Genomic DNA, 19,859 nt, shown 5'->3' on the forward strand with positions numbered 1-19,859 from the left:
AGATTGGGAGGTAGAGAGGCATGGACGAACGCAACTATAGATCGAACCGTCAAGACGAGGAAAACGAAACCAAACAAACGGAGAACCGCAATTCTTCCGGAACGGACGAATCCTCCTATTATTATTCTTATGGACCTTTTCAGTCCGTGAATCAGGAAGATACAGCAAATCACATGGGAAGCAATAATCAACGTGAAGAAGGAAATGTAGAGATTACAAAACCTGATCCGGTGAGACCCGTACCTACTTACTATAATAGTGAATCATCTGAACAAGCGAAGAGATCATCAGCAGGCGGTGGAAACGGCTCAGGTAACGGTGGAGATCAAGGGAATGGCGGCAAAGGCAACTGGAACTATAATAACCGCAAACCGCGTTCTTCCGTAAGATCACTTCTATTTTCCTTTATTGCCGGTATGCTGGTCATCACCGTTCTCATGTACACAGCTGACAGAACAAACATGTTCACACCGGAGACGGCACTTACGAACACGGACAATCAAAGTTCAGGACAGGAAGCATCCACAAACACAGGCGGAGGCAACAATGTCACAGCGTCGTTACTGCCAACAGGCAAAGAAGATGTTTCTTCCGTAGTGACGAGTACAAGTCCAGCAGTCGTCAAAATCGAAACACTCGCGAAGCAGTCCTCACGTACAGGATTGGGTCAGGGTGGATCAAACACAAGTGATCCGTTGTACCAATACTTCTTTGGTAATGGCGGTGGAACGGAAGGCAATCAAGGCCAAAGCCAGCAACCACAAAGTAGTAATCAGCTTGTACCTATGGGCATTGGTTCCGGGTTCATTTTTGACAAAGAAGGATATATCCTGACGAATCAACACGTTGTTCAGGGTGCAGACGTAATCCAGGTAACCCTGGAGAACAACAGCAAGCCTTATGAAGCTAAACTGCTGGGAAGCAGCTTTGATCTGGATTTGGCTGTATTGAAAATTGAGAAAAACAGTGGTGACGATGCGTTCCCTGTAGCTCCACTGGGTGATTCCAACAGTACCCAAGTCGGTGAATGGCTTGTAGCTATTGGTAACCCGGAAGGATTTGAACACACCGTTACAGCAGGTGTACTGAGTGCCAAAGAACGTACAATCAGCATTCCAGATGAAGAAACAGGAAAAACACGTGAGTACAGCCATTTGCTGCAAACCGATGCTTCGATTAATCCGGGTAACTCCGGTGGTCCGTTGCTTAACCTGAATGGGGAAGTTATCGGAATGAACGTTGCAGTAAGCGCAGATGCACAGGGAATTGGTTTTGCAATCCCATCGAGCGTCATCTCTGAAGCCGTTAAATATCTCAAAGAGAACAAAGAAGTGCCCAAAGAGCCAGTACCATTTATCGGCGCGTCTCTGATGGCTCTTACGCCTGAAGTTGCTAAACAAATGGGAACAGATGTTACCGAAGGTTCAGTAGTAGCCAGCACGATCTTCCAATCACCGGCTTACCAAGCAGATCTTCGTGCATATGACATCATCACAGGTGCCAACGGTACGCCGTACGCCACAAGTCAGGATCTGATTGATTTTATCAAGAAACAGGAAATCGGCAGTGAAGTTACACTGAATGTGGTGCGTGATGGTAAGAAAATGGATCTGAAAATCAAAATCGGCAACAAAAATGATTTTGATACTTCACAAACAACAGATACACAACAGCAGCAACCATAAATATCGGGCAAGGATTAACAGAACGGAAGGGATTGAAGGCCCTTCCGTTTTTTTGCCCTGAAGAGCAAGGTTACAATGGACCAGTACGGATTGGAGACCGCCTACTTGAAGATGCAGATTGTGCTTCTGCCTGTTACAATGGGATAAAACGTTAGGATAAAGGAGAAAGACCACCATGCGCTCAACTATTTTGATTGTCGATGATGACGAAAAAATTGTGTCCATGCTCCGCCGGGGGCTGGCTTTTGAAGGATATGAGGTACAGACGGCTTCCAATGGAGCCGAAGGCCTCAGCAAACTGATGGACAAGGAGCCGGACATCGTTGTGCTGGATGTGATGATGCCACAGATTGACGGATTTGAGGTATGTCGCAGATTGAGAGAAGCAGGCAGCAAAGTGCCTGTGCTAATGCTGACGGCTAAGGATGAAGTACAGAGCCGGGTGACCGGACTGGATACAGGAGCCGATGACTACCTTGTAAAACCTTTTGCGCTGGAAGAATTATTGGCACGTGTCCGCGCATTGCTCCGCCGCAAGTCTGATAGTGGGGGCACGCCGGACAACCGCTTAATGTATGAAGATATCATTTTGGACAATGACTCACGTGAAGTATTGCGAGATGGGCAGCGTCTGGAGCTGACTGCCAAAGAATTCGAACTGTTGAATCTGTTCATGCAAAATCCAAGACGGGTCCTATCTCGTGATCTGATTATGGATAAAATCTGGGGTTATGATTACAGCGGTGAGTCTAACGTGCTCGAAGTGTACATTGCCATGCTCAGACAGAAGACCGAAGAATACGGTGGCAAGCGTCTAATCCAGACCATCCGGGGAGCCGGCTATATCCTGAGAGGTGACTCTTGATATGTCCATCCGGTTAAGACTAACCGCATGGTATTCTGGCATTTTGGCGGCTGTTCTTATCTTTTGGGGCGTTGTAATCTATGCCTTTGTGTATTTTAACTCCTATCAGGAAGTCGAACAGCAACTGAAAGTGAAGAGTACCCGGATTACGGAGCAGATCGGTGTTAATCCTCTTTCACAGTCGTTGGATCTGGACCCATTTACAGAGAGTCAGCTTCAGGAGGCACAAATCTATATTCAACTCTGGGATTATCAGAGTCGCTCAGGCAGAATTTCGGGTAATATGGAGAAACTGCAGATTCAGTTTCCGGTATTAAAAGCCAATGAGATACTTAAAAAGCGAGGCATATCCAAGATCTATGTGGATGGAACGCCGTTTCTGGTGAATCAGCTCCCCCTTTCTCTTCAGGGAACCAATGAAGTACGTGGAATTCTTCAGGTTGGTGCGAATGTAAGTTCACAAGAGCGCTTGCTGGAAGCGTTGCTTAATATTTTGGTTTTTGGCTGGCTGGTAGCGATGGCATTGGCTATAACCTCAGGCCTTGTGCTGGCCCGCAAGTCGATGCGTCCGCTCGTGAATGTCATTGATGCTGCGAATCAGATCCAATCGGGAGATGACTTAAGTGTACGTATTCAATATGCGGGGCCCAAGGATGAGATCGGGCGTCTGATCGAAACGGTTAATAATATGCTTGAGCGTACAGAATTGTCATTCCGCGGTTTGGAGGAGACAAATGCTGCCCAGCGCCGCTTTGTATCCGATGCATCGCATGAACTGCGTACACCGCTGACCACCATTCGCGGAAACGTAGACTTCCTGAAGAAGCTGTGGGATCAAGAGGGTACCGACCGACCGAATCTGGATGAGGAGACCGTCAAGCAAATGTCATTGGAAGCCATTGAAGATATGGCGGACGAGGGAAAACGTATGAGCAGGCTGATCAGCGACATGTTATCGCTGGCGAGAGCGGATACGGGGCAGAAAATTGAACTGAATCCGATCCCGCTGCAGATACTCGTACAGGAAGTGGCACGCAGAGCACAATTTCTGGATCGTCAGGCAGACTGGCTTCCAGGAGATTTTTCCATCCTGAACGGCATTTATGTGAATGGTAGCAAGGATTATCTGCAACAGATGCTGTTTATTTTCATCGAAAATGCGTTTAAATACACACCTGAAGGCTCTGTGACGCTGGATGCCGTATTATACAAAGGTCAGGTGGGACTACGCATCAGCGACACCGGTATTGGGATGGATCGGGACGAAGTGCCGTTCATCTTTGATCGCTTCTATCGGGCAGACGAATCCCGCGGGGCTACACCGGGCATAGGTCTGGGACTTTCGATTGCGAAGTGGATTATTGAGGAACACCATGGATCGGTTGAGGTTGTGACCAGACGTGGAGAAGGAACCACCTTTATTATCTGGTTGCCGGTTGTCTTTGCTCCGCCTATCGAATAAAGGTATAATAGACAGGACTGCAATTACATCGGCAACGTTGCCGAGAAAGAAAGCGGGTGGCAACCAAGTGGAAGTACTACGAATTTCGCCGCGGGGATATTGTTACGGCGTTGTGGATGCGATGGTGCTCGCGCGTCAAGCGGCACGCAATCTGGATTTACCACGACCTATTTATATATTGGGTATGATTGTGCATAACCAACATGTGACGGATTCCTTTGAAGATGAAGGTATTATTACATTGGATGGTCCGAACCGGATGGATATTTTGAGCCAAGTGGAGAGTGGCACGATTATTTTTACAGCTCATGGTGTATCTCCTGAAGTGCGCAAGTTGGCACGGGACAAAGGATTGACAACAGTGGATGCAACATGCCCTGATGTCACCAAGACCCATGATCTCATTCGGGAGAAGACGGCAGAGGGTTATCAGATCATCTATATCGGCAAAAAGAATCACCCTGAACCAGAAGGTGCCGTAGGTGTTGCACCAGATCTCGTTCACCTGATCGAGAAGGAAGAAGAGATCGAAGCACTGAACGTACCTCCAGGCAAAATCCTTATTACGAATCAGACCACGATGAGCCAGTGGGATATCAAACACATTATGAGCCGTCTGCTGGAGAAGTTTCCGGGCGCAGAGATTCATAATGAGATTTGCCTTGCTACTCAGGTTCGTCAGGAAGCTGTCGCGGAACAGGCAGGTCAAGCGGACCTGGTTATCGTGGTGGGTGATCCTCGCAGCAATAACTCTAACCGCCTGGCACAAGTGTCGGAGGAGATTGCGGGTGTTACGGCCTACCGTGTATCTGATGTTTCCGAGATTCAGCAAGAATGGCTCAAAGGTGTAAATAAGGTGGCGGTTACTTCGGGTGCATCAACACCAACACCGATCACGAAGGAAGTCATCCTTTACCTGGAGCAGTATGAACATGACAAGCCGGAGACGTGGGAGATCAAACGTACCGTGAACATGAGCAAACTGTTGCCTCCAGTTAGAGAAAAAACACGTACACCTTAGGGCAAAGGAAATGTAAAAGTAAGTCTAAGTGTATGTGAATTAAAAACGAGATGTGAATGAGAAGAATCCTGTTATGCAGATCCGAATGTCGGAGCCTGTGGAGCAGGATTCTTTTTATATATGGATAAGGAATGTGTACCTTGACGCAATCAGATAACTATGGTATATTCACTTTAACGGATAAAAGCTTAAAAGCGAACAAGCGTTTAAGCGCGACAGAGTTTTTGCATTTAATCAGACGCACGTTAAGAAATTATGGTGCTCACATACAAGGAAGGATGGGAATTAATATGATCGTTATTGCAGGCAAAGCTACACCGGAGGAACAGATTCAGGATATCGTTGCAGTTATTGAAAAAGAAGGGCTTCAGGTGCATATCTCTCGCGGAGAGGATCGTACGATCATTGGTTTGATTGGCAAAGTTGAACCTAAAATGCAAGAGCATCTTCGCCAAATGAAAGGTGTCGAGAATGTCGTGAAAATCTCGAAATCCTACAAATTGGCAAGCCGTGACTTCCATCCGGAAGATACGGTGATCTCCATCAAAGGTGTAGATATCGGCGGAAAAGAACTTGTCGTCATGGGTGGACCATGTGCAGTTGAATCCGCTGCGCAGATTGATGAGATTGCGGGGCTTGTGAAAGCTGCTGGTGGGCAAGTGTTACGTGGAGGGGCATTCAAGCCGCGTACAGGTCCTTACAGCTTCCAGGGAACGGGCGTAGAGGGATTGATCATGATGGCGGAAGCAGGCAAGAAACATGATCTGCTGACCATTACAGAAGTCATGACACCTGAGTATGTGGATATTTGCGCCGAGTACGCAGATATTCTGCAAGTAGGTACACGTAACATGCAGAACTTTGACCTGCTCCGCAAATTGGGCGAGTGTGGCAAACCTGTATTGTTGAAACGTGGCTTCAGTGCGACATACGATGAATTGTTGAATGCGGCTGAATACATTCTTGCAGGTGGTAACCCAAATGTCATGCTGTGTGAACGTGGTATTCGTACGTTTGAATCCTACACACGGAATACGCTGGATCTGTCCGCGATCCCTGTTCTGCAGTCTCTCAGCCATTTGCCGGTTATTTCTGACCCGAGCCATGGTACTGGACGACGTGAACTGGTGGAACCGATGACAAAAGCTTCCGTTGCTGCGGGTGCCAATGGCCTGATCATTGAAATGCATACCGATCCGGATAACTCCATGACAGGAGACGGTGTGCAATCCTTGTTCCCTGACCAATTCGCCAACCTGTTGCAGGATCTGGAGAAATTGGCACCAATCGTGGGTAAATCATTCAGCACAGCCAAACAACCGGCAGAATTTTTCCCGGCACGTGTAGGCGTGTAATAAGAATTTCATAGTCAAGGTCTGGATTATCATCCGGGCATCTCATCTGGTCTCGTTCATTGCGACGGAAACAGATAGATGCTCGGTTTTTTGCATATTTTGCAGTTTTGAACGTATTTATTAATCAATAGTGATAAGAAACATTTATGATGTGAAGTTTTTTCCATGATTTAGGATAAAAAAGGGGTCGCTTTACCGCATTAAACCAGTTAAATGTATATGAAACTAGTTGTTATATGAATTTTTGTTATTTATAAAATGTGAGTATAGCTAACATACTCGCAAAAAATACCTTACATAAGTATTGACGATGTCAGGTTTTAAAATTTATAATGACGACAGAAAAAAATTCGAATTTAGACATTTTCTTAGTGGGGTTGTTTAATGTTCGGAATATTTGGGAGGACGAATACATGTCGGTTGAAAACGTATTGAAATCAATTCAAGAGAACAACATCGAGTGGGTAGATTTTCGTTTTGTAGATTTAGCTGGTCGTGCACATCACATTTCCTTGCCAGCTTCGGCTGTTGATGCAGACACGTTCGCAAATGGAGTAGCTTTTGACGGTTCTTCTATCCAAGGTTTCCGCGGAATTGAAGAGTCCGATATGGTTATGATGCCAGACCCTGAAGCGACTTATGTCGATCCGTTCACTGCACACCCTACATTAAATGTTATGTGTGATATCTTCACTCCGGATGGCGAGCGTTATGAGCGTGACCCACGCAGCATCGCTGTTAAAGCAGAAGCTTATTTGCAAGAGAGCGGTGTAGGTACAGCGGCATTCTTCGCACCTGAATCCGAGTTCTTCATCTTCGACGATGTACGTTATGAGAGCGGCACGAACAGCTCTTCCTACTATGTAGATTCCGAAGAAGCTTCATGGAACACTAACCGCAAAGAAGAAGGCGGAAACCTGGGTTTCAAAGTTCGCACTAAAGGTGGATATGTTCCAGTAGCGCCAGTGGATACACAACAAGATATTCGTAGCGAAATGTGTCGCCTTTTGGAAGAAGCAGGCCTGTCGATTGAGCGTCATCACCATGAAGTGGCGACAGCGGGTCAAGCTGAAATCAACTTCCGTTTTGATACACTGAAGAAAACAGCAGATAACCTGCTTGCATACAAATACATCGTGCACAACACTGCACGTCAATATGGTAAAGTAGCAACATTCATGCCAAAACCATTGTTCGGTGATAATGGTAGCGGAATGCACGTTCACCAATCTATCTTTGATGGCGATTCCCCATTGTTCTATGACAAAGCGGGATATGCTAACCTGAGTGAAATGGCATTGCACTACATCGGAGGTATCTTGTACCATGCTCCGGCACTGATTGCTTTGACTAACCCTAGTACAAACTCATTCAAACGTCTTGTACCTGGTTACGAAGCACCAGTTAACCTGGTTTACTCCAAAGGTAACCGTTCCGCAGCAGTTCGTATTCCGGTTGCAGCTGTGACACCAAAAGGTTGTCGTATCGAGTTCCGTACACCAGACTCCACAGCTAACCCATACTTGGCATTCTCCGCAATGTTGATGGCTGGTCTGGATGGAATCAAACGCAAAATCAACCCAACTGAGCTTGGATATGGTCCGCTCGATAAAAACATCTATGACCTGTCTGATGCAGATAAAGAAAACATCCGCAGTGTGCCAGCTTCCCTCGAAGAAGCACTTGATGCATTGGCAGCTGATAACGAGTTCTTGACTGAAGGCGGCGTATTCACAAAAGAATTCATTGAAAACTACATCAACCTCAAACGTGATGAAGCGAAAGCAGTAGCGATTCGCATTCATCCGCACGAGTACAGCCTCTACTTCGACTGCTAATCGGTCGGGGTCGGAACAGTTTTTGTTCCAACTTAAAGCCTCCGGGACACGCTCTCGGAGGCTTTTCCTTGAATTAAACAATGTAGTGCTTTAACTTTGCAGGGTGATAAAGGAATTTGATGACCTGAATTCAACACTTCAGTGCATATTGCCCTTGAAGCAGATAGAGAATACTGATATCATAGCGATAATATTCACCTAATATGTCAGAGTTACGGATGGAAAGGGCGGGGGACTTTGTGACAAAAAGAGCGTATAATTTTAATGCAGGACCTGCGGCGTTGCCACTTGAGGTACTGGAGCGTGCACAGGCGGAATTTGTAGATTTTCGTAATACAGGCATGTCGATTATGGAGATGTCTCACCGTGGAGCGGTGTACGAGTCTGTACATAATGAAGCTCAGGAGCGCTTGTTGTCGCTTCTAGGCAATCCAAAAGGATACAAGGTTCTCTTTCTGCAGGGCGGTGCAAGCACTCAGTTTGCGATGTTGCCAATGAACCTGCTCGGTGCAGGGCAGACTGCAAGTTACGTGATGACTGGCAGCTGGGCCAAAAAGGCTCTGTCTGAGGCGAAGTTGATCGGCGAGACACATGTTGCTGCATCTTCAGAAGCAGAGAAGTTTATGAAATTGCCGGACGTTTCGAATCTGAGTTTGCCAGAACGTACGGCTTATGTACATCTGACTTCCAACGAAACAATTGAAGGTACGCAATTCAAGTCGTTCCCGGATACCGGTTCAGTACCTCTGATTGCGGACATGTCGAGTGATATTTTCTGTAAACCATTTGATCTTAATCAGTTCGGCATGATCTACGCGGGTGCACAGAAGAACCTGGGTCCATCCGGAATTACGGTTGTAATTGCTCGTGAGGAACTGGTGAGCGATTCGCCTAAAACGATTCCAACCATGCTTCGTTACAGCACACATGTAGATAACAACTCCCTGTACAATACGCCGCCATCCTTCTCGGTATATATGGTGAATGAAGTATTGAAATGGATTGAAGAACAGGGCGGACTGGCTGGTATTGAGCAAAAAAATACGAAAAAAGCGGAATTGCTCTATAACACAATTGACACTTCCGGCGATTTCTACCGTGGTTGTGTGGAAACAGAAGATCGTTCCCTGATGAATGTAACCTTCCGTCTTGCTTCTGAGGAACTGGAGAAAAAGTTCATCAAGGCATCAGAGGAAGAAGGATTTGTAGGTCTGAAAGGACATCGCAGTGTGGGTGGTCTCCGTGCCTCCATTTATAATGCTGCTCCTTATGAGAGTGTTAAGGCACTGACAGACTTTATGAGCCACTTCCAGAAGATAAATGGATAATTAAGTATAGGTACGGTGTAATGGACCTTCGTGTCTAATCCTGTGCCTTACCAGAGCCTTCCACATTGACGTGTGGAGGGCTTTTCTTTAAGATTAGAGGGTTGTCGTCAACATGAAATGAAAAGGAGATTGAACACATATGGCTTTACACATCGTTCTGGTTGAACCAGAGATTCCGGCGAACACAGGCAATATTTCGCGTACTTGTGCGGCAACCGGTACCCATCTGCATCTCGTACGTCCACTTGGATTTCGAACAGATGATGCTACATTGAAACGTGCAGGGCTGGACTACTGGCATGCTGTTCATATTGAATACCACGACTCATTTGCTGAGGTTCAGGAAAAATATCCGGAAGGTCGTTTCTTCTACGCAACTACGAAGGCCAAGAACCGATACAGTGATTTTAATTTTCAGGATGGAGATTTCCTCGTGTTTGGTAAAGAGACTAAAGGCCTGCCACCTGAATTAATTGCTGCGAATCCCGATACATGCATGAAAATGCCAATGACTGGTGACGTTAGATCATTAAATCTGTCCAATTCGGCAGCAATTATTGTATATGAAGCGTTGCGCCAGCTCAATTTCCCGGGGTTAGAAGGATAAATTGAGGTTATAAATGACGGCTAGAATTCGGTAAAAAAACATTTTTCAAAAAAAAGGACAAAAAATGTTTATTTCCAGCAGGATTCGACAAAATCTTGGCGAATCTATAAACATAGTACAAATGTACCTAGAAATTTAGAGTAAGATAGGAGAGGTGTGCCGTAGCTATGAAGCCAGCTGGAGTAGTTCGCAAAGTTGACCAATTAGGTAGGATCGTATTGCCTAAATCTTTGCGTAAAAGGTATCAAATGAATGAGGGAGATCCTGTAGAAATCTTAGTACAAGGGGACCATATTATCTTGGAGAGATATCGTCCAAAATGTATTTTCTGCGGATCCATCGAGGAAGTCAACGAGTTCAAAGAGCGTTACATATGCGCACAATGTTTAGATGAAATGACTCAGCTTCCACAACACGGATAAGAAATAACGTCATGGGGTCCATTGACCCCGTGGCGTTTTTTTTGTTTTATTATCAATTGGATGGCATAATTGCAAATTGAAAAAAGATAAAATAAGTAGACTAACGCTGGGTGTAAAGGGGTAAAACCTCATTCCAGACGGCATTCAGGATGCCTTGCATATTTTCTTCCTCACTATTAATACATATGACAGCTTCCTTTGAGGGAATTACGATACACAACTGACCATAGGCGCCATCGGCGCGGTAAGCATCATGGGAACACATCCAGAACTGATACCCGTAACCTTTTCCCCAATCACCGTCTCCAGTCGTTTCGATCTGCTGGGACGTAGCCTGTCGAATCCAATCCGCAGGAACAAGCTGTCTGCCCTCCCAAAAGCCCTCCTGCAGCAGTAACTGTCCAAATCGACTCAGTTCCTCATTACTTATCCAAAGACCTGCACAGCCAAGTGTTACGCCGAGTGGAGAGGTTTCCCACTCTACATCATGGATGCCAAGTGGATCAAATAACCGTGGAGTCAGGTAATCTTTCACGGTTTGGCCGGTAGCAGCCTGTAGCATGGCTGAGATCATAAATGTATCCCCACTGCTATAGGTAAATTGTTCTCCAGGTACCCGGTCCAGAGGCAGAGACATATAATATTTCGCCCAGTCCTTTTCGGTCAATGAAGCTCGCTCATCAGCCCAAAGAGGGGGAGAGTCATGACCCGAAGACATTCGGAGAAGATCACGTAGTTTCAATTCCTGCGGCGATGGGAGATTGCGTTGTGCAGAGGGTACATGATGATAAGAGAAATAATCACCAAGTGTCGCATCCAGATGTATCAGACCTTCTTCAAGCGCAAGACCAACGGCCATAGACGTGAAGGATTTACTGATGGAATGTTGTACCCTGCGCTGATCCTTATCCCGGTCCCAATGGGCAAGCAGATGCCCTTTTTGTAATATACGAATGGAAAAAACGTTCAATTGTTGCACCGTAATCGAATGAATGAAACCTTTGAGTTGCTCAGACATATTAACCTCCCTAATATCAGGTGAAACCTGAGTAAAATCGGTTGGTGAAACGTTTCCGTAATTTGAATGCAAAATCAGAACCCATGTTAGTATAAACCTGGTTTGGTGTCAATTAAAGTTGTAATAGCACTTACTAAATTTTCATATTTTCGTAATAATAGTGTCTTTGGACGCAAATTTAGACTTAAAAGAGCATTTTTTCGAGAAAAAAACGCGAAATTTGTAAAAAGGTTATTGACAGGATTTACTCATCGGGCTTATGATTTATTCGAAACGATTCGAAGAAATCGCTTCCACATTAAAAGTGTTGTAATGAAGTCCATGTGAATCAACGTTGGCTATGTTTTGAAACGATTCGAGAAAATCGTTTCGATAACCCATCGTAATACAAGGGAATCTACAACAGCCTGCAATCCAACGCCAGAGAAACGAATGAGTAAAGACAGCAGGCGATGATGAGAGGGGTTACATTTATGGCACATATAACGATCGAAACTGGATCGCCAACCTTATGCATGAATACCAGCATACATGTTGTGTCCAGTGACTCCGGAGAGACTTCAGGCGGTACACTATATCTATTGCACGGGGCAGGCGATAATGCGAGTACCTGGCAGCGGTTAACCACAATTGAGATGTATGCAGCGCAATATGGCTGTACTATCATTATGCCGGAAGCGAATCGAAGCTATTACACCGATATGGAATACGGCCTGAATTACTTCCACTACATCACTCAGGAGTTACCTGAAATATGCAAGCGTCTGCTCAATCTGAATCCTGATCCGGAGAAAACATACGTCGCCGGTTTATCCATGGGTGGATATGGTGCACTGAAATGTGGACTAACTTATCCAGAGCGATATCGCAAAGTAGTGTCCCTATCCGGCGTAACGGATATCCAGACACGACTCCATGATCCCCATATGCCAGCGACCATGATCAAGGAAATGAAAGCGGTTTTTGGAGAATGTTTACAGGTAAAAGCCGATCAGGATATTTACGCACTGTCGGCCAAGCTGCTTGAACAGGGTGTTCCTTTACCGGATATCCTCAGTTGCTGTGGCGATAGTGACCCCTTCGTAGAGATGAATCGCGACTATGCGAGATACATGCAAGGGACTGCCTTTGATTTTCGGTATGTGGAGACGCCGGGGGCTCATGAATGGAAATTTTGGGAGCACCACCTGAGAACAATGTTTGATTTTCTGTACAACGACAAGACCATAGTAGAGTGAGGAGATGCAATGTGAAACCTGCAGCCGAAGGACCTAGCAAAAAGCTGAAGGGAAACGTGAAGGGCAATTCGCTCTGGACTGAAATCTGGAAGCACCGAATGACATACACCCTGCTTATTCCGGGGCTTGTCTGGCTAATTCTGTTTGCCTACATGCCGATGGGTGGCCTGTCTCTGGCATTCAAAGATTACAAGGCCAACCTGGGCATCTGGGGAAGTCCATGGAGCGGATTCGAGAACTTCAAATATGTTTTCCGTGATCCAACCTTTATCGATGCAGTATGGCGTACGCTGTACATCAATATTCTGAAACTGATTATTCAGTTCCCGTTCCCGATCATTCTGGCGCTGTTGCTGAATGAATTGCGGATGCGCAGAGGGAAAAAATTGTTCCAAACCGTTCTTACATTCCCGCACTTCCTGTCCTGGATCATCGTATCCGGGGTAGTCATCAATGTGCTGGCATATGACGGACTGGTAAACAGCGCGCTCGGATTACTCGGATTGCCAACGATTAACTTCCTGGGGTCTGAATCCAACTTTGTACCAATGTTGCTGTTAACTGATATTTGGAAATCAAGTGGATGGGGCGCGATTATATTCCTGGCTGCCATTTCCGGTATTGATCAGGATCAGTATGAATCAGCACAGATTGACGGGGCTTCCCGTATGCAACAGATGTTCAAAATAACTTTACCGAACATCCTTCCAACCATCACAATCATGTTTATTCTCTCGGTTGGTGGATTGATGTCTTCCGGGTTTGACCAGATCTTCAACTTGGCAAATGCGGCTACCAAAAATGTATCGGAAGTACTCGATGTATATATCTATCGGATTACGTTCCAGTCATCTACCGATTTCTCATTCTCGACAGCGGTCAGCTTGTTCCGTTCCCTGGTGAATATGGCCTTGCTGCTTCTTGCTGACAGATTTGCCAAGTGGCTTGGCGGAGACGGTTTGTTCCGATAAGAGAGGAGGAAAAATGAGATGAGCAAGAAAGCTAACAAAAAACCGAGAATTGGTACAGAAAAAATGACACTTCTCGATTACATTATTTTCGCCGTATTATTAGTGCTTGCCCTGATGATCCTGATTCCGTTCTGGAATGTCATCATGATTTCATTTGCGACACAAAAAGAATATGCTGACAATCCATTTTTGATGTTCCCTAAAGAATGGACATTGGATTCCTACAAGGCATTGTTCGCTGACGGAACGATTCTGACGGGGTACAAAAATACAATTATATTGCTAGTCATCGGCTTGCCACTCAGCTTGTTCCTGACAACAAGCATGGCATATGGCCTTAGTCGCAACAAATTTCCGTTTAAGAAGTTTCTCTTTTTCCTGGTATTGTTCACCATGATCTTTAATGGTGGTATCGTACCGCTGTACCTGATCATGAAATCACTTCATCTTACAGGTACGCTGTGGTCCGTTATCCTGGCGGGAAGCTTCAGTGCGTTTAACATGATTCTGATGATGAACTACTTCTACACCTTGCCTGAATCGCTGATGGAATCGGCGAGACTGGATGGAGCAGGAGAGTGGAGAATTTTGTTCTCCGTTGTTCTTCCGCTTGCTACACCAATTATGGCTACAATCACGTTGTTCTACGGTGTGGCTTACTGGAACAGTTGGTATGATGCGATGATATTCCTTCGAAAAGCGGATCAGTTACCGCTCCAGAATGTACTCCGAAATATTATCGTGACATCTACGACGAATGCATCCAATGCATCCAGTGTGGATGCTGCCCAGGCAAGCAACTTCTCAATGGGCATGAAGATGGCGGCCGTATTTGTCACCATGGTACCAATTATGTGTTTCTTCCCAATGCTGCAAAAACACTTTGCCAAAGGGGTATTAACAGGGGCAATCAAAACCTGATATACGTATAGGATTTTGTATCAAAATTCAACACAAAAACATGGGGGTAAAACATGAAAACGAAGAAAAAGTTGTCAGTAAGAGCTCTCTTTGCCATCACGCTTAGTGTAGTTATGCTGATGGTGACCGCTTGTTCCAGTCAAGGAGCTTCAGGTGGTAACGAAAAAGATGCAGAGGGAAATTACAAAGACAACCTGACCATCTCTGTAGCTAACCTGACAGAAATCAAAAACGGGAACCTGGATAATGACTTCCACAAGTTCTGGACAGACAAATTTAATTTAACATGGGACTACAACTATATCGATTGGGATTCATGGGGCGAGAAGCTTCGTCTGTGGATCAACTCTGGCGACTTGCCGGATGTAGCGGTATGGAACTACGTACATGGCGATGCCATTAACAGCATTGAACAAGGTTTGTTCTACAAATTCCCGGATGACTGGAAAGAACGCTGGCCTAACGTGGCAGCAGCTTACAATTTGACGGGTCTTGGAGACAAGTTGGAAGAATTGACAGGTGGAACATATGTCCTGCCTAGACCAATCTATTTCGAGAACAAACCGGCTGACCCACTCACGAACCAAATTGGTGTCATTGCGCTTCGTAAAGACTGGGCTGAAGCAGTTGGTTTTGAACTGAAAGATGCTTATACAACAACCGAATTGAACGAATATGCTGCGCTAGTGAAAGAAAAAGATCCAGGCAAAGTGGGTAACAAACTTGTACCTCTGTCCTACAATGCGGCAGATGCCATGACAAACATGATTATGCCAAACAGTGTGCATGCCATGACTGACTCTCCGTTCTACAAAGGTGAAGATGGTAAGTTTCACTGGGGACCAGCAGATCCTGAAACGCTGACAGGACTTAAATTGATGCAAAAAGCCTATAAAGATGGACTGCTCAATCCTGAGTTCTACACATGGAAAAACAATGAAGGTCAAAACAACTTCAAAGTAACAGGTACAGCTGCTGTAACAAGTCTGGGCGGACTGGCTTCGTACAGACAAGGTCTGGATTCCGATATGAAAAAAAATCTGGGTGTAGATAGTGATGAACTGGTACACACAGCAATCGTAGTAGGCGATGACGGTAAATACCGTAACATGGAGCAAGCCAACTTCTGGTCGGCATTGATCTTCAATCCAGAAATTAGTGACGAGAAATTCGAACGGATCATGGATCTGATCGATTACTCCGCAACAAAAGAAGGACAGTTGCTCATCAACATGGGCTTTGAAGGAAAAGATTGGAAATATGATGAAAACAACGAACTCGTTAGCTTGTTGCCAGAAGGAACGGTATTGGAAGATAAATATCCAGCACGTTTCGAAGGTCTGTATCTGCTCGGTGACGACTTCAGTGTTGTAAACCCTGCAATCAAAAAAGATTACCGTGATAGAGCCGTTAAATTGTTCGAAGAAAAAGCAAAACTTGGTACAGAAGGCAAATCGCTTGCACCATACGATTGGGATGTCAACCTGTACGATTCCAAAGCTAAGAGTCAGGCTTCATTCGACTACCAGAATGAATATGCCAACTTGATCCTCAAAAACGGAGATCTAGAGGCAAACTGGAAAGAATGGGTAAACAGTAAAATGTCCCTGGTTCAACCTTATCTGGATGAGCTAAACGATAAATTCTAGTAATCATTCAGTAATTAATTTTGAACCCGGTGCGCGGTCTCTCCCCGAACGCAGCCGGGTTCTTTATTTCAACAACTTGTAGTGGAGGATATGATCAGATGAATAACGAGCAGTTGTTAGACCTGGTAAAACAGATGACGTTGGAGGAAAAAACAGCTCAGCTTCTTCAGTTAACTGCCAACTTCTATGAAGGAACAAATGTTGAAGGTCAGATCACAGGGCCGATGGAAGAGATGGGAATTACGGAGCAGTCCGTGGATGCCAGTGGGTCCATTCTGGGATTGTCGGGTGCGCAGGCCATCATTGATGTACAGCAAGCTTATATGAAAAAAAGCCGTTTGGGCATTCCGCTTTTGTTCATGGCTGACGTAGTTCATGGATTCAAAACCATTTTCCCGATTCCATTGGCGATCGGTTGTTCATGGGACACAGAACTGGCTGAGAAAAGTGCTGAAATTGCAGCACGTGAATCAGCTGTATCCGGTTTGCATGTTACCTTTGCACCGATGGTGGATCTGGTTCGTGACCCGCGCTGGGGTCGTGTGATGGAAACAACAGGAGAAGACCCTTATCTGAACAGCTTGTTTGCGGCTGCGTTTGTACGTGGATATCAGGGCGACAGCTTGAAGGATGAGCCAGATCGTCTTGCAGCCTGTGTTAAACACTTTGCGGCTTATGGAGCGGCTGAGGGTGGTCGGGATTACAATACGGTGGACATGTCTGAGCGTAACTTGCGTGAGTACTATTTGCCAGCGTACAAAGCAGCGTTGGATGCGGGTGTGGAGATGGTCATGACTTCGTTCAATACGGTTGACGGTATTCCGGCAAGTGGCAATGAGAAGTTAATGCATGGCATTTTGCGTGACGAGTGGGGCTTTGATGGTGTATTGATCTCGGACTGGGCTTCCATTCGCGAAATGATTGCGCATGGTGCTGCGGAAGATGATCGTGAAGCGGCATATCGTGCCATTCGCGCAGGAGTAGATATGGAGATGATGACACCTTGTTATGTGCATCATTTGCCTGAACTGATTAAGAGTGGTGAAGTGGATGAGAAACTCATTGATGAAGCCGTTCTGCGAATTCTGCAACTGAAAGAAAAGCTGGGATTGTTTGATAACCCACTTCGTGCAGCTGATCCTGAACGTGAACGTGAGATTGTATTCTCCAAAGAGCACCGTCAGGTATCGTACGAACTGGCAACAAAATCAGCTGTTCTGTTGAAGAATGATGACAGCGTGCTTCCACTTCAACCTGACGCTAATGTAGCCCTTATTGGTCCTTTTGCACAGAGTCCTGATATTCTGGGCTGGTGGTCCTGTGAAGGAGTTAAGGAAGATGCAGTTAAGTTGGGAACAGCTCTGCAAGAACGCCTGACGACGGGTGGAAAAGTTCAATTCGCTCAAGGCAGTAATGTTCATACGATTACAGCTGAGCAGATTGCCGAAGCCCTGGAAGTGGCAAGCAAAGCAGATCTGATTGTCCTTGCCCTAGGTGAAGACTCCGAGATGAGTGGAGAAGGTGGATCACGCACGGATATTCGTCTGCCAGCAGCCCAATTGGAATTGGTTAAACAGCTCAAAGCAGCCGGAAAACCGATTGCCAGCGTTATTTTCAACGGCCGTCCATTGGATCTGCATGGTGTAATCGATGAATCGGACGCCGTTCTTGAAGCCTGGTTCCCAGGTAGTGAAGGCGGAGCAGCAATCGCAGATGTTCTGACAGGTGTAGTGAATCCATCTGCACGTCTGACGATGTCTTTCCCGCAGTCCGTAGGTCAGATTCCGGTCTATTACAACCATTTCAATACAGGTCGTCCGCTGAACCCGGAAAAGACGGAAGAACGTTATGTCTCCAAATACATTGACAGCCCGAATGAACCTTTGCTTCCGTTCGGTTATGGTCTCTCATACACTTCGTTCTCTTATGGTGATCTTGAAGTGTCAAGTAACGAGATGACTGCCGAAGAGTCCCTGAGCATTCAAGTACGTGTAACGAACACGGGTGAGCGCGCAGGCGTGGAGACCGTTCAGTTGTACGTTCGTGATGTAACGGGTGAAGTCGTTCGTCCTATGCGTGAACTGAAAGGATATGTGAAACTTGCACTGGCGCCAGGCGAGAGTGGTACAGCTACGTTTACGTTAAATGAAGAACAGCTTCGTTATCACCATTCTGACTTAAGCTACCGCAGTGATCGAGGCGAGTTCCATATTCTCGTGGGTGCAAACAGTCGGGATACTCAGAAGAAATCATTCAGACTTGTTTAATCCGATGAATGGAAAGAGTAATGTGTCAGGCCTTTTGTTATGGAAGGCCTGATGAACATAACAGGGGAGCGAAGAATGTGGTCAGTATCAAGGATATCGCCAAACAGGCGGGAGTTTCCATCTCTACTGTGTCATATGCGCTGAATGGCAGCAACAAAGTGACCGATGAGACGAGTTCCAAAATTTTGGCCATTGCCAAAGAACTGAACTATGTTCCAAATGCCGCAGCAAGAACACTGAAGAAGAGGGAATCCAAAATTCTAGGTGTATTCTTGACCGATTTTAGAGGAGATGTGTATGGGGACTTGCTGAGTGGCATGAAATCCGTATGTAATGCTCAAGGTTATGACCTGATCGTGTGCAGTGGTAAACAATCCCATCGCATGCTTCCAGAGAGGATGATTGATGGTGCGATCATTCTGGATCATACGTTTGCAAGTGAGGAACTGATGCAGTACGCCGATCGTGGGCACAAAATCGTTGTATTGGACCGTGAGATGGATCATCCCAACATTAATCAGGTTCTGCTGGATAACAAAGCCGGGGCGACACTTGCGATGGAACATCTTATTGAACAGGGACATAAGAAAATCTATGTGGTGACAGGGCCGGAAGGTTCGTTTGACTCTGTGCAGCGGTTAAAGGCTGTGAGACAGGTTGCGGAACGTGAAGCCGATGTGGAATGGATTGAGATCACGGGAGATTTTGAGAAGAGTGGTGGAGAACAAGCCGCAGAACAGATTGTACAGGTGTATGATGGACCCGCAGCGGTATTCTGCCTCAATGATGAGATGGCTATTGGCTTGTGTGATCGTCTGGCAGACAGTGCACTTGGTATTGGTCAGGAGATTGATGTCATCGGATTTGACAATATTGAATTGAGCAGATACGTCCAGCCGAGATTGGCAAGTATTGATTATTCCAAGCGCAAGTGGGGATCGCTCGCTGCTGAACAATTGATCAAAATTATTGCTGGAGAACCCGTCGATCATGAACGAATTTATGTGACATTAGTTGAGGGTGGGTCGGTGAGTGGGCCTATTCCGTCTGATTCGGTTATATCCATGCGGAATGACCGGGCGGTTAGCTATTGATCCCGAATACAGCAAGAGACAAGGCTTAGAAGAATCGAATCATTCTTTTAAGCCTTGTCTCTTGCTATTTCGAGGATGAAGCAATAGAAAGAAAAAGCCTCTCCGGAGAGAGGCTTGG

General features: G+C 45.8%; 16 protein-coding genes. 15 read left to right on the plus strand and 1 reads right to left on the minus strand.

Going from position 1 to position 19,859, the window contains the following annotated elements:
* Positions 1 to 20: 20 nt before the first annotated feature.
* The 9 genes from ACETMN_RS09280 (at position 21) to ACETMN_RS09320 (ending at position 10,583) form a co-directional block, all read left to right on the plus strand.
* Complete coding sequence (locus ACETMN_RS09280; protein WP_091014685.1) at positions 21 to 1,685, plus strand: S1C family serine protease; 1,665 nt, start codon at positions 21 to 23, stop codon at positions 1,683 to 1,685.
* Positions 1,686 to 1,860: 175 nt separating this feature from the next.
* Entirely contained in the window at positions 1,861 to 2,550 is a 690-nt protein-coding gene (locus tag ACETMN_RS09285; protein WP_091014684.1) for a response regulator transcription factor, read from the plus strand.
* A 1-nt stretch (position 2,551) separates the two neighbouring features.
* The gene (locus ACETMN_RS09290; protein ID WP_091014683.1) at positions 2,552 to 4,012 is read left to right on the plus strand and encodes a sensor histidine kinase; all 1,461 of its coding nucleotides are present in this window, start codon (positions 2,552 to 2,554) and stop codon (positions 4,010 to 4,012) included.
* A 67-nt stretch (positions 4,013 to 4,079) separates the two neighbouring features.
* On the plus strand, positions 4,080 to 5,033 hold the full coding sequence (locus ACETMN_RS09295; protein ID WP_411736408.1) for a 4-hydroxy-3-methylbut-2-enyl diphosphate reductase: 954 nt from the start codon (positions 4,080 to 4,082) through the stop codon (positions 5,031 to 5,033).
* Between the two features lie 290 nt (positions 5,034 to 5,323).
* Complete coding sequence (aroF, locus tag ACETMN_RS09300; protein ID WP_036610039.1) at positions 5,324 to 6,388, plus strand: 3-deoxy-7-phosphoheptulonate synthase; 1,065 nt, start codon at positions 5,324 to 5,326, stop codon at positions 6,386 to 6,388.
* 413 nt (positions 6,389 to 6,801) lie between these two features.
* Entirely contained in the window at positions 6,802 to 8,226 is a 1,425-nt protein-coding gene (gene glnA, locus ACETMN_RS09305; protein WP_091014681.1) for a type I glutamate--ammonia ligase, read from the plus strand.
* A 239-nt stretch (positions 8,227 to 8,465) separates the two neighbouring features.
* On the plus strand, positions 8,466 to 9,554 hold the full coding sequence (serC, locus tag ACETMN_RS09310) for a 3-phosphoserine/phosphohydroxythreonine transaminase (RefSeq protein WP_411736044.1): 1,089 nt from the start codon (positions 8,466 to 8,468) through the stop codon (positions 9,552 to 9,554).
* Positions 9,555 to 9,693: 139 nt separating this feature from the next.
* Entirely contained in the window at positions 9,694 to 10,161 is a 468-nt protein-coding gene (gene trmL, locus ACETMN_RS09315; protein ID WP_017689589.1) for a tRNA (uridine(34)/cytosine(34)/5-carboxymethylaminomethyluridine(34)-2'-O)-methyltransferase TrmL, read from the plus strand.
* A gap of 167 nt (positions 10,162 to 10,328) precedes the next feature.
* Positions 10,329 to 10,583 (plus strand): AbrB/MazE/SpoVT family DNA-binding domain-containing protein, encoded by a 255-nt coding sequence (locus ACETMN_RS09320; RefSeq protein ID WP_036610032.1) that lies wholly within the window; start codon positions 10,329 to 10,331, stop codon positions 10,581 to 10,583.
* Positions 10,584 to 10,683: 100 nt separating this feature from the next.
* Here ACETMN_RS09320 and ACETMN_RS09325 read toward each other — a convergent pair whose 3' ends face one another.
* A complete protein-coding gene (locus ACETMN_RS09325; RefSeq protein ID WP_411736045.1) occupies positions 10,684 to 11,601 on the minus strand; it encodes a serine hydrolase domain-containing protein in 918 nt (305 codons plus the stop codon).
* A gap of 473 nt (positions 11,602 to 12,074) precedes the next feature.
* On the opposite strand from ACETMN_RS09325, the gene ACETMN_RS09330 reads away from it, so the two are divergent.
* The 6 genes from ACETMN_RS09330 (at position 12,075) to ACETMN_RS09355 (ending at position 19,741) form a co-directional block, all read left to right on the plus strand.
* Positions 12,075 to 12,839: an alpha/beta hydrolase gene (locus tag ACETMN_RS09330; RefSeq protein ID WP_091014675.1), complete on the plus strand. Its 765-nt coding sequence runs from the start codon at positions 12,075 to 12,077 to the stop codon at positions 12,837 to 12,839.
* An 11-nt stretch (positions 12,840 to 12,850) separates the two neighbouring features.
* Complete coding sequence (locus tag ACETMN_RS09335) at positions 12,851 to 13,810, plus strand: ABC transporter permease (RefSeq protein WP_017689585.1); 960 nt, start codon at positions 12,851 to 12,853, stop codon at positions 13,808 to 13,810.
* Between the two features lie 18 nt (positions 13,811 to 13,828).
* Complete coding sequence (locus ACETMN_RS09340; RefSeq protein WP_036610027.1) at positions 13,829 to 14,731, plus strand: carbohydrate ABC transporter permease; 903 nt, start codon at positions 13,829 to 13,831, stop codon at positions 14,729 to 14,731.
* Positions 14,732 to 14,784: 53 nt separating this feature from the next.
* Positions 14,785 to 16,380, plus strand: coding sequence for an ABC transporter substrate-binding protein (locus ACETMN_RS09345; RefSeq protein WP_091014670.1), 1,596 nt, complete (start codon positions 14,785 to 14,787; stop codon positions 16,378 to 16,380).
* Positions 16,381 to 16,478: 98 nt separating this feature from the next.
* A complete protein-coding gene (gene bglX, locus ACETMN_RS09350; RefSeq protein WP_411736046.1) occupies positions 16,479 to 18,647 on the plus strand; it encodes a beta-glucosidase BglX in 2,169 nt (722 codons plus the stop codon).
* A gap of 77 nt (positions 18,648 to 18,724) precedes the next feature.
* Positions 18,725 to 19,741, plus strand: a complete 1,017-nt coding sequence (locus ACETMN_RS09355; protein WP_411736047.1) for a LacI family DNA-binding transcriptional regulator — start codon at positions 18,725 to 18,727, stop codon at positions 19,739 to 19,741.
* Positions 19,742 to 19,859: the final 118 nt, after the last annotated feature.

The sequence above is a fragment of the Paenibacillus sp. M2 genome (genome assembly GCF_046713495.1).
Classification (GTDB): Bacteria; Bacillota; Bacilli; order Paenibacillales; family Paenibacillaceae; genus Paenibacillus; species Paenibacillus amylolyticus_B.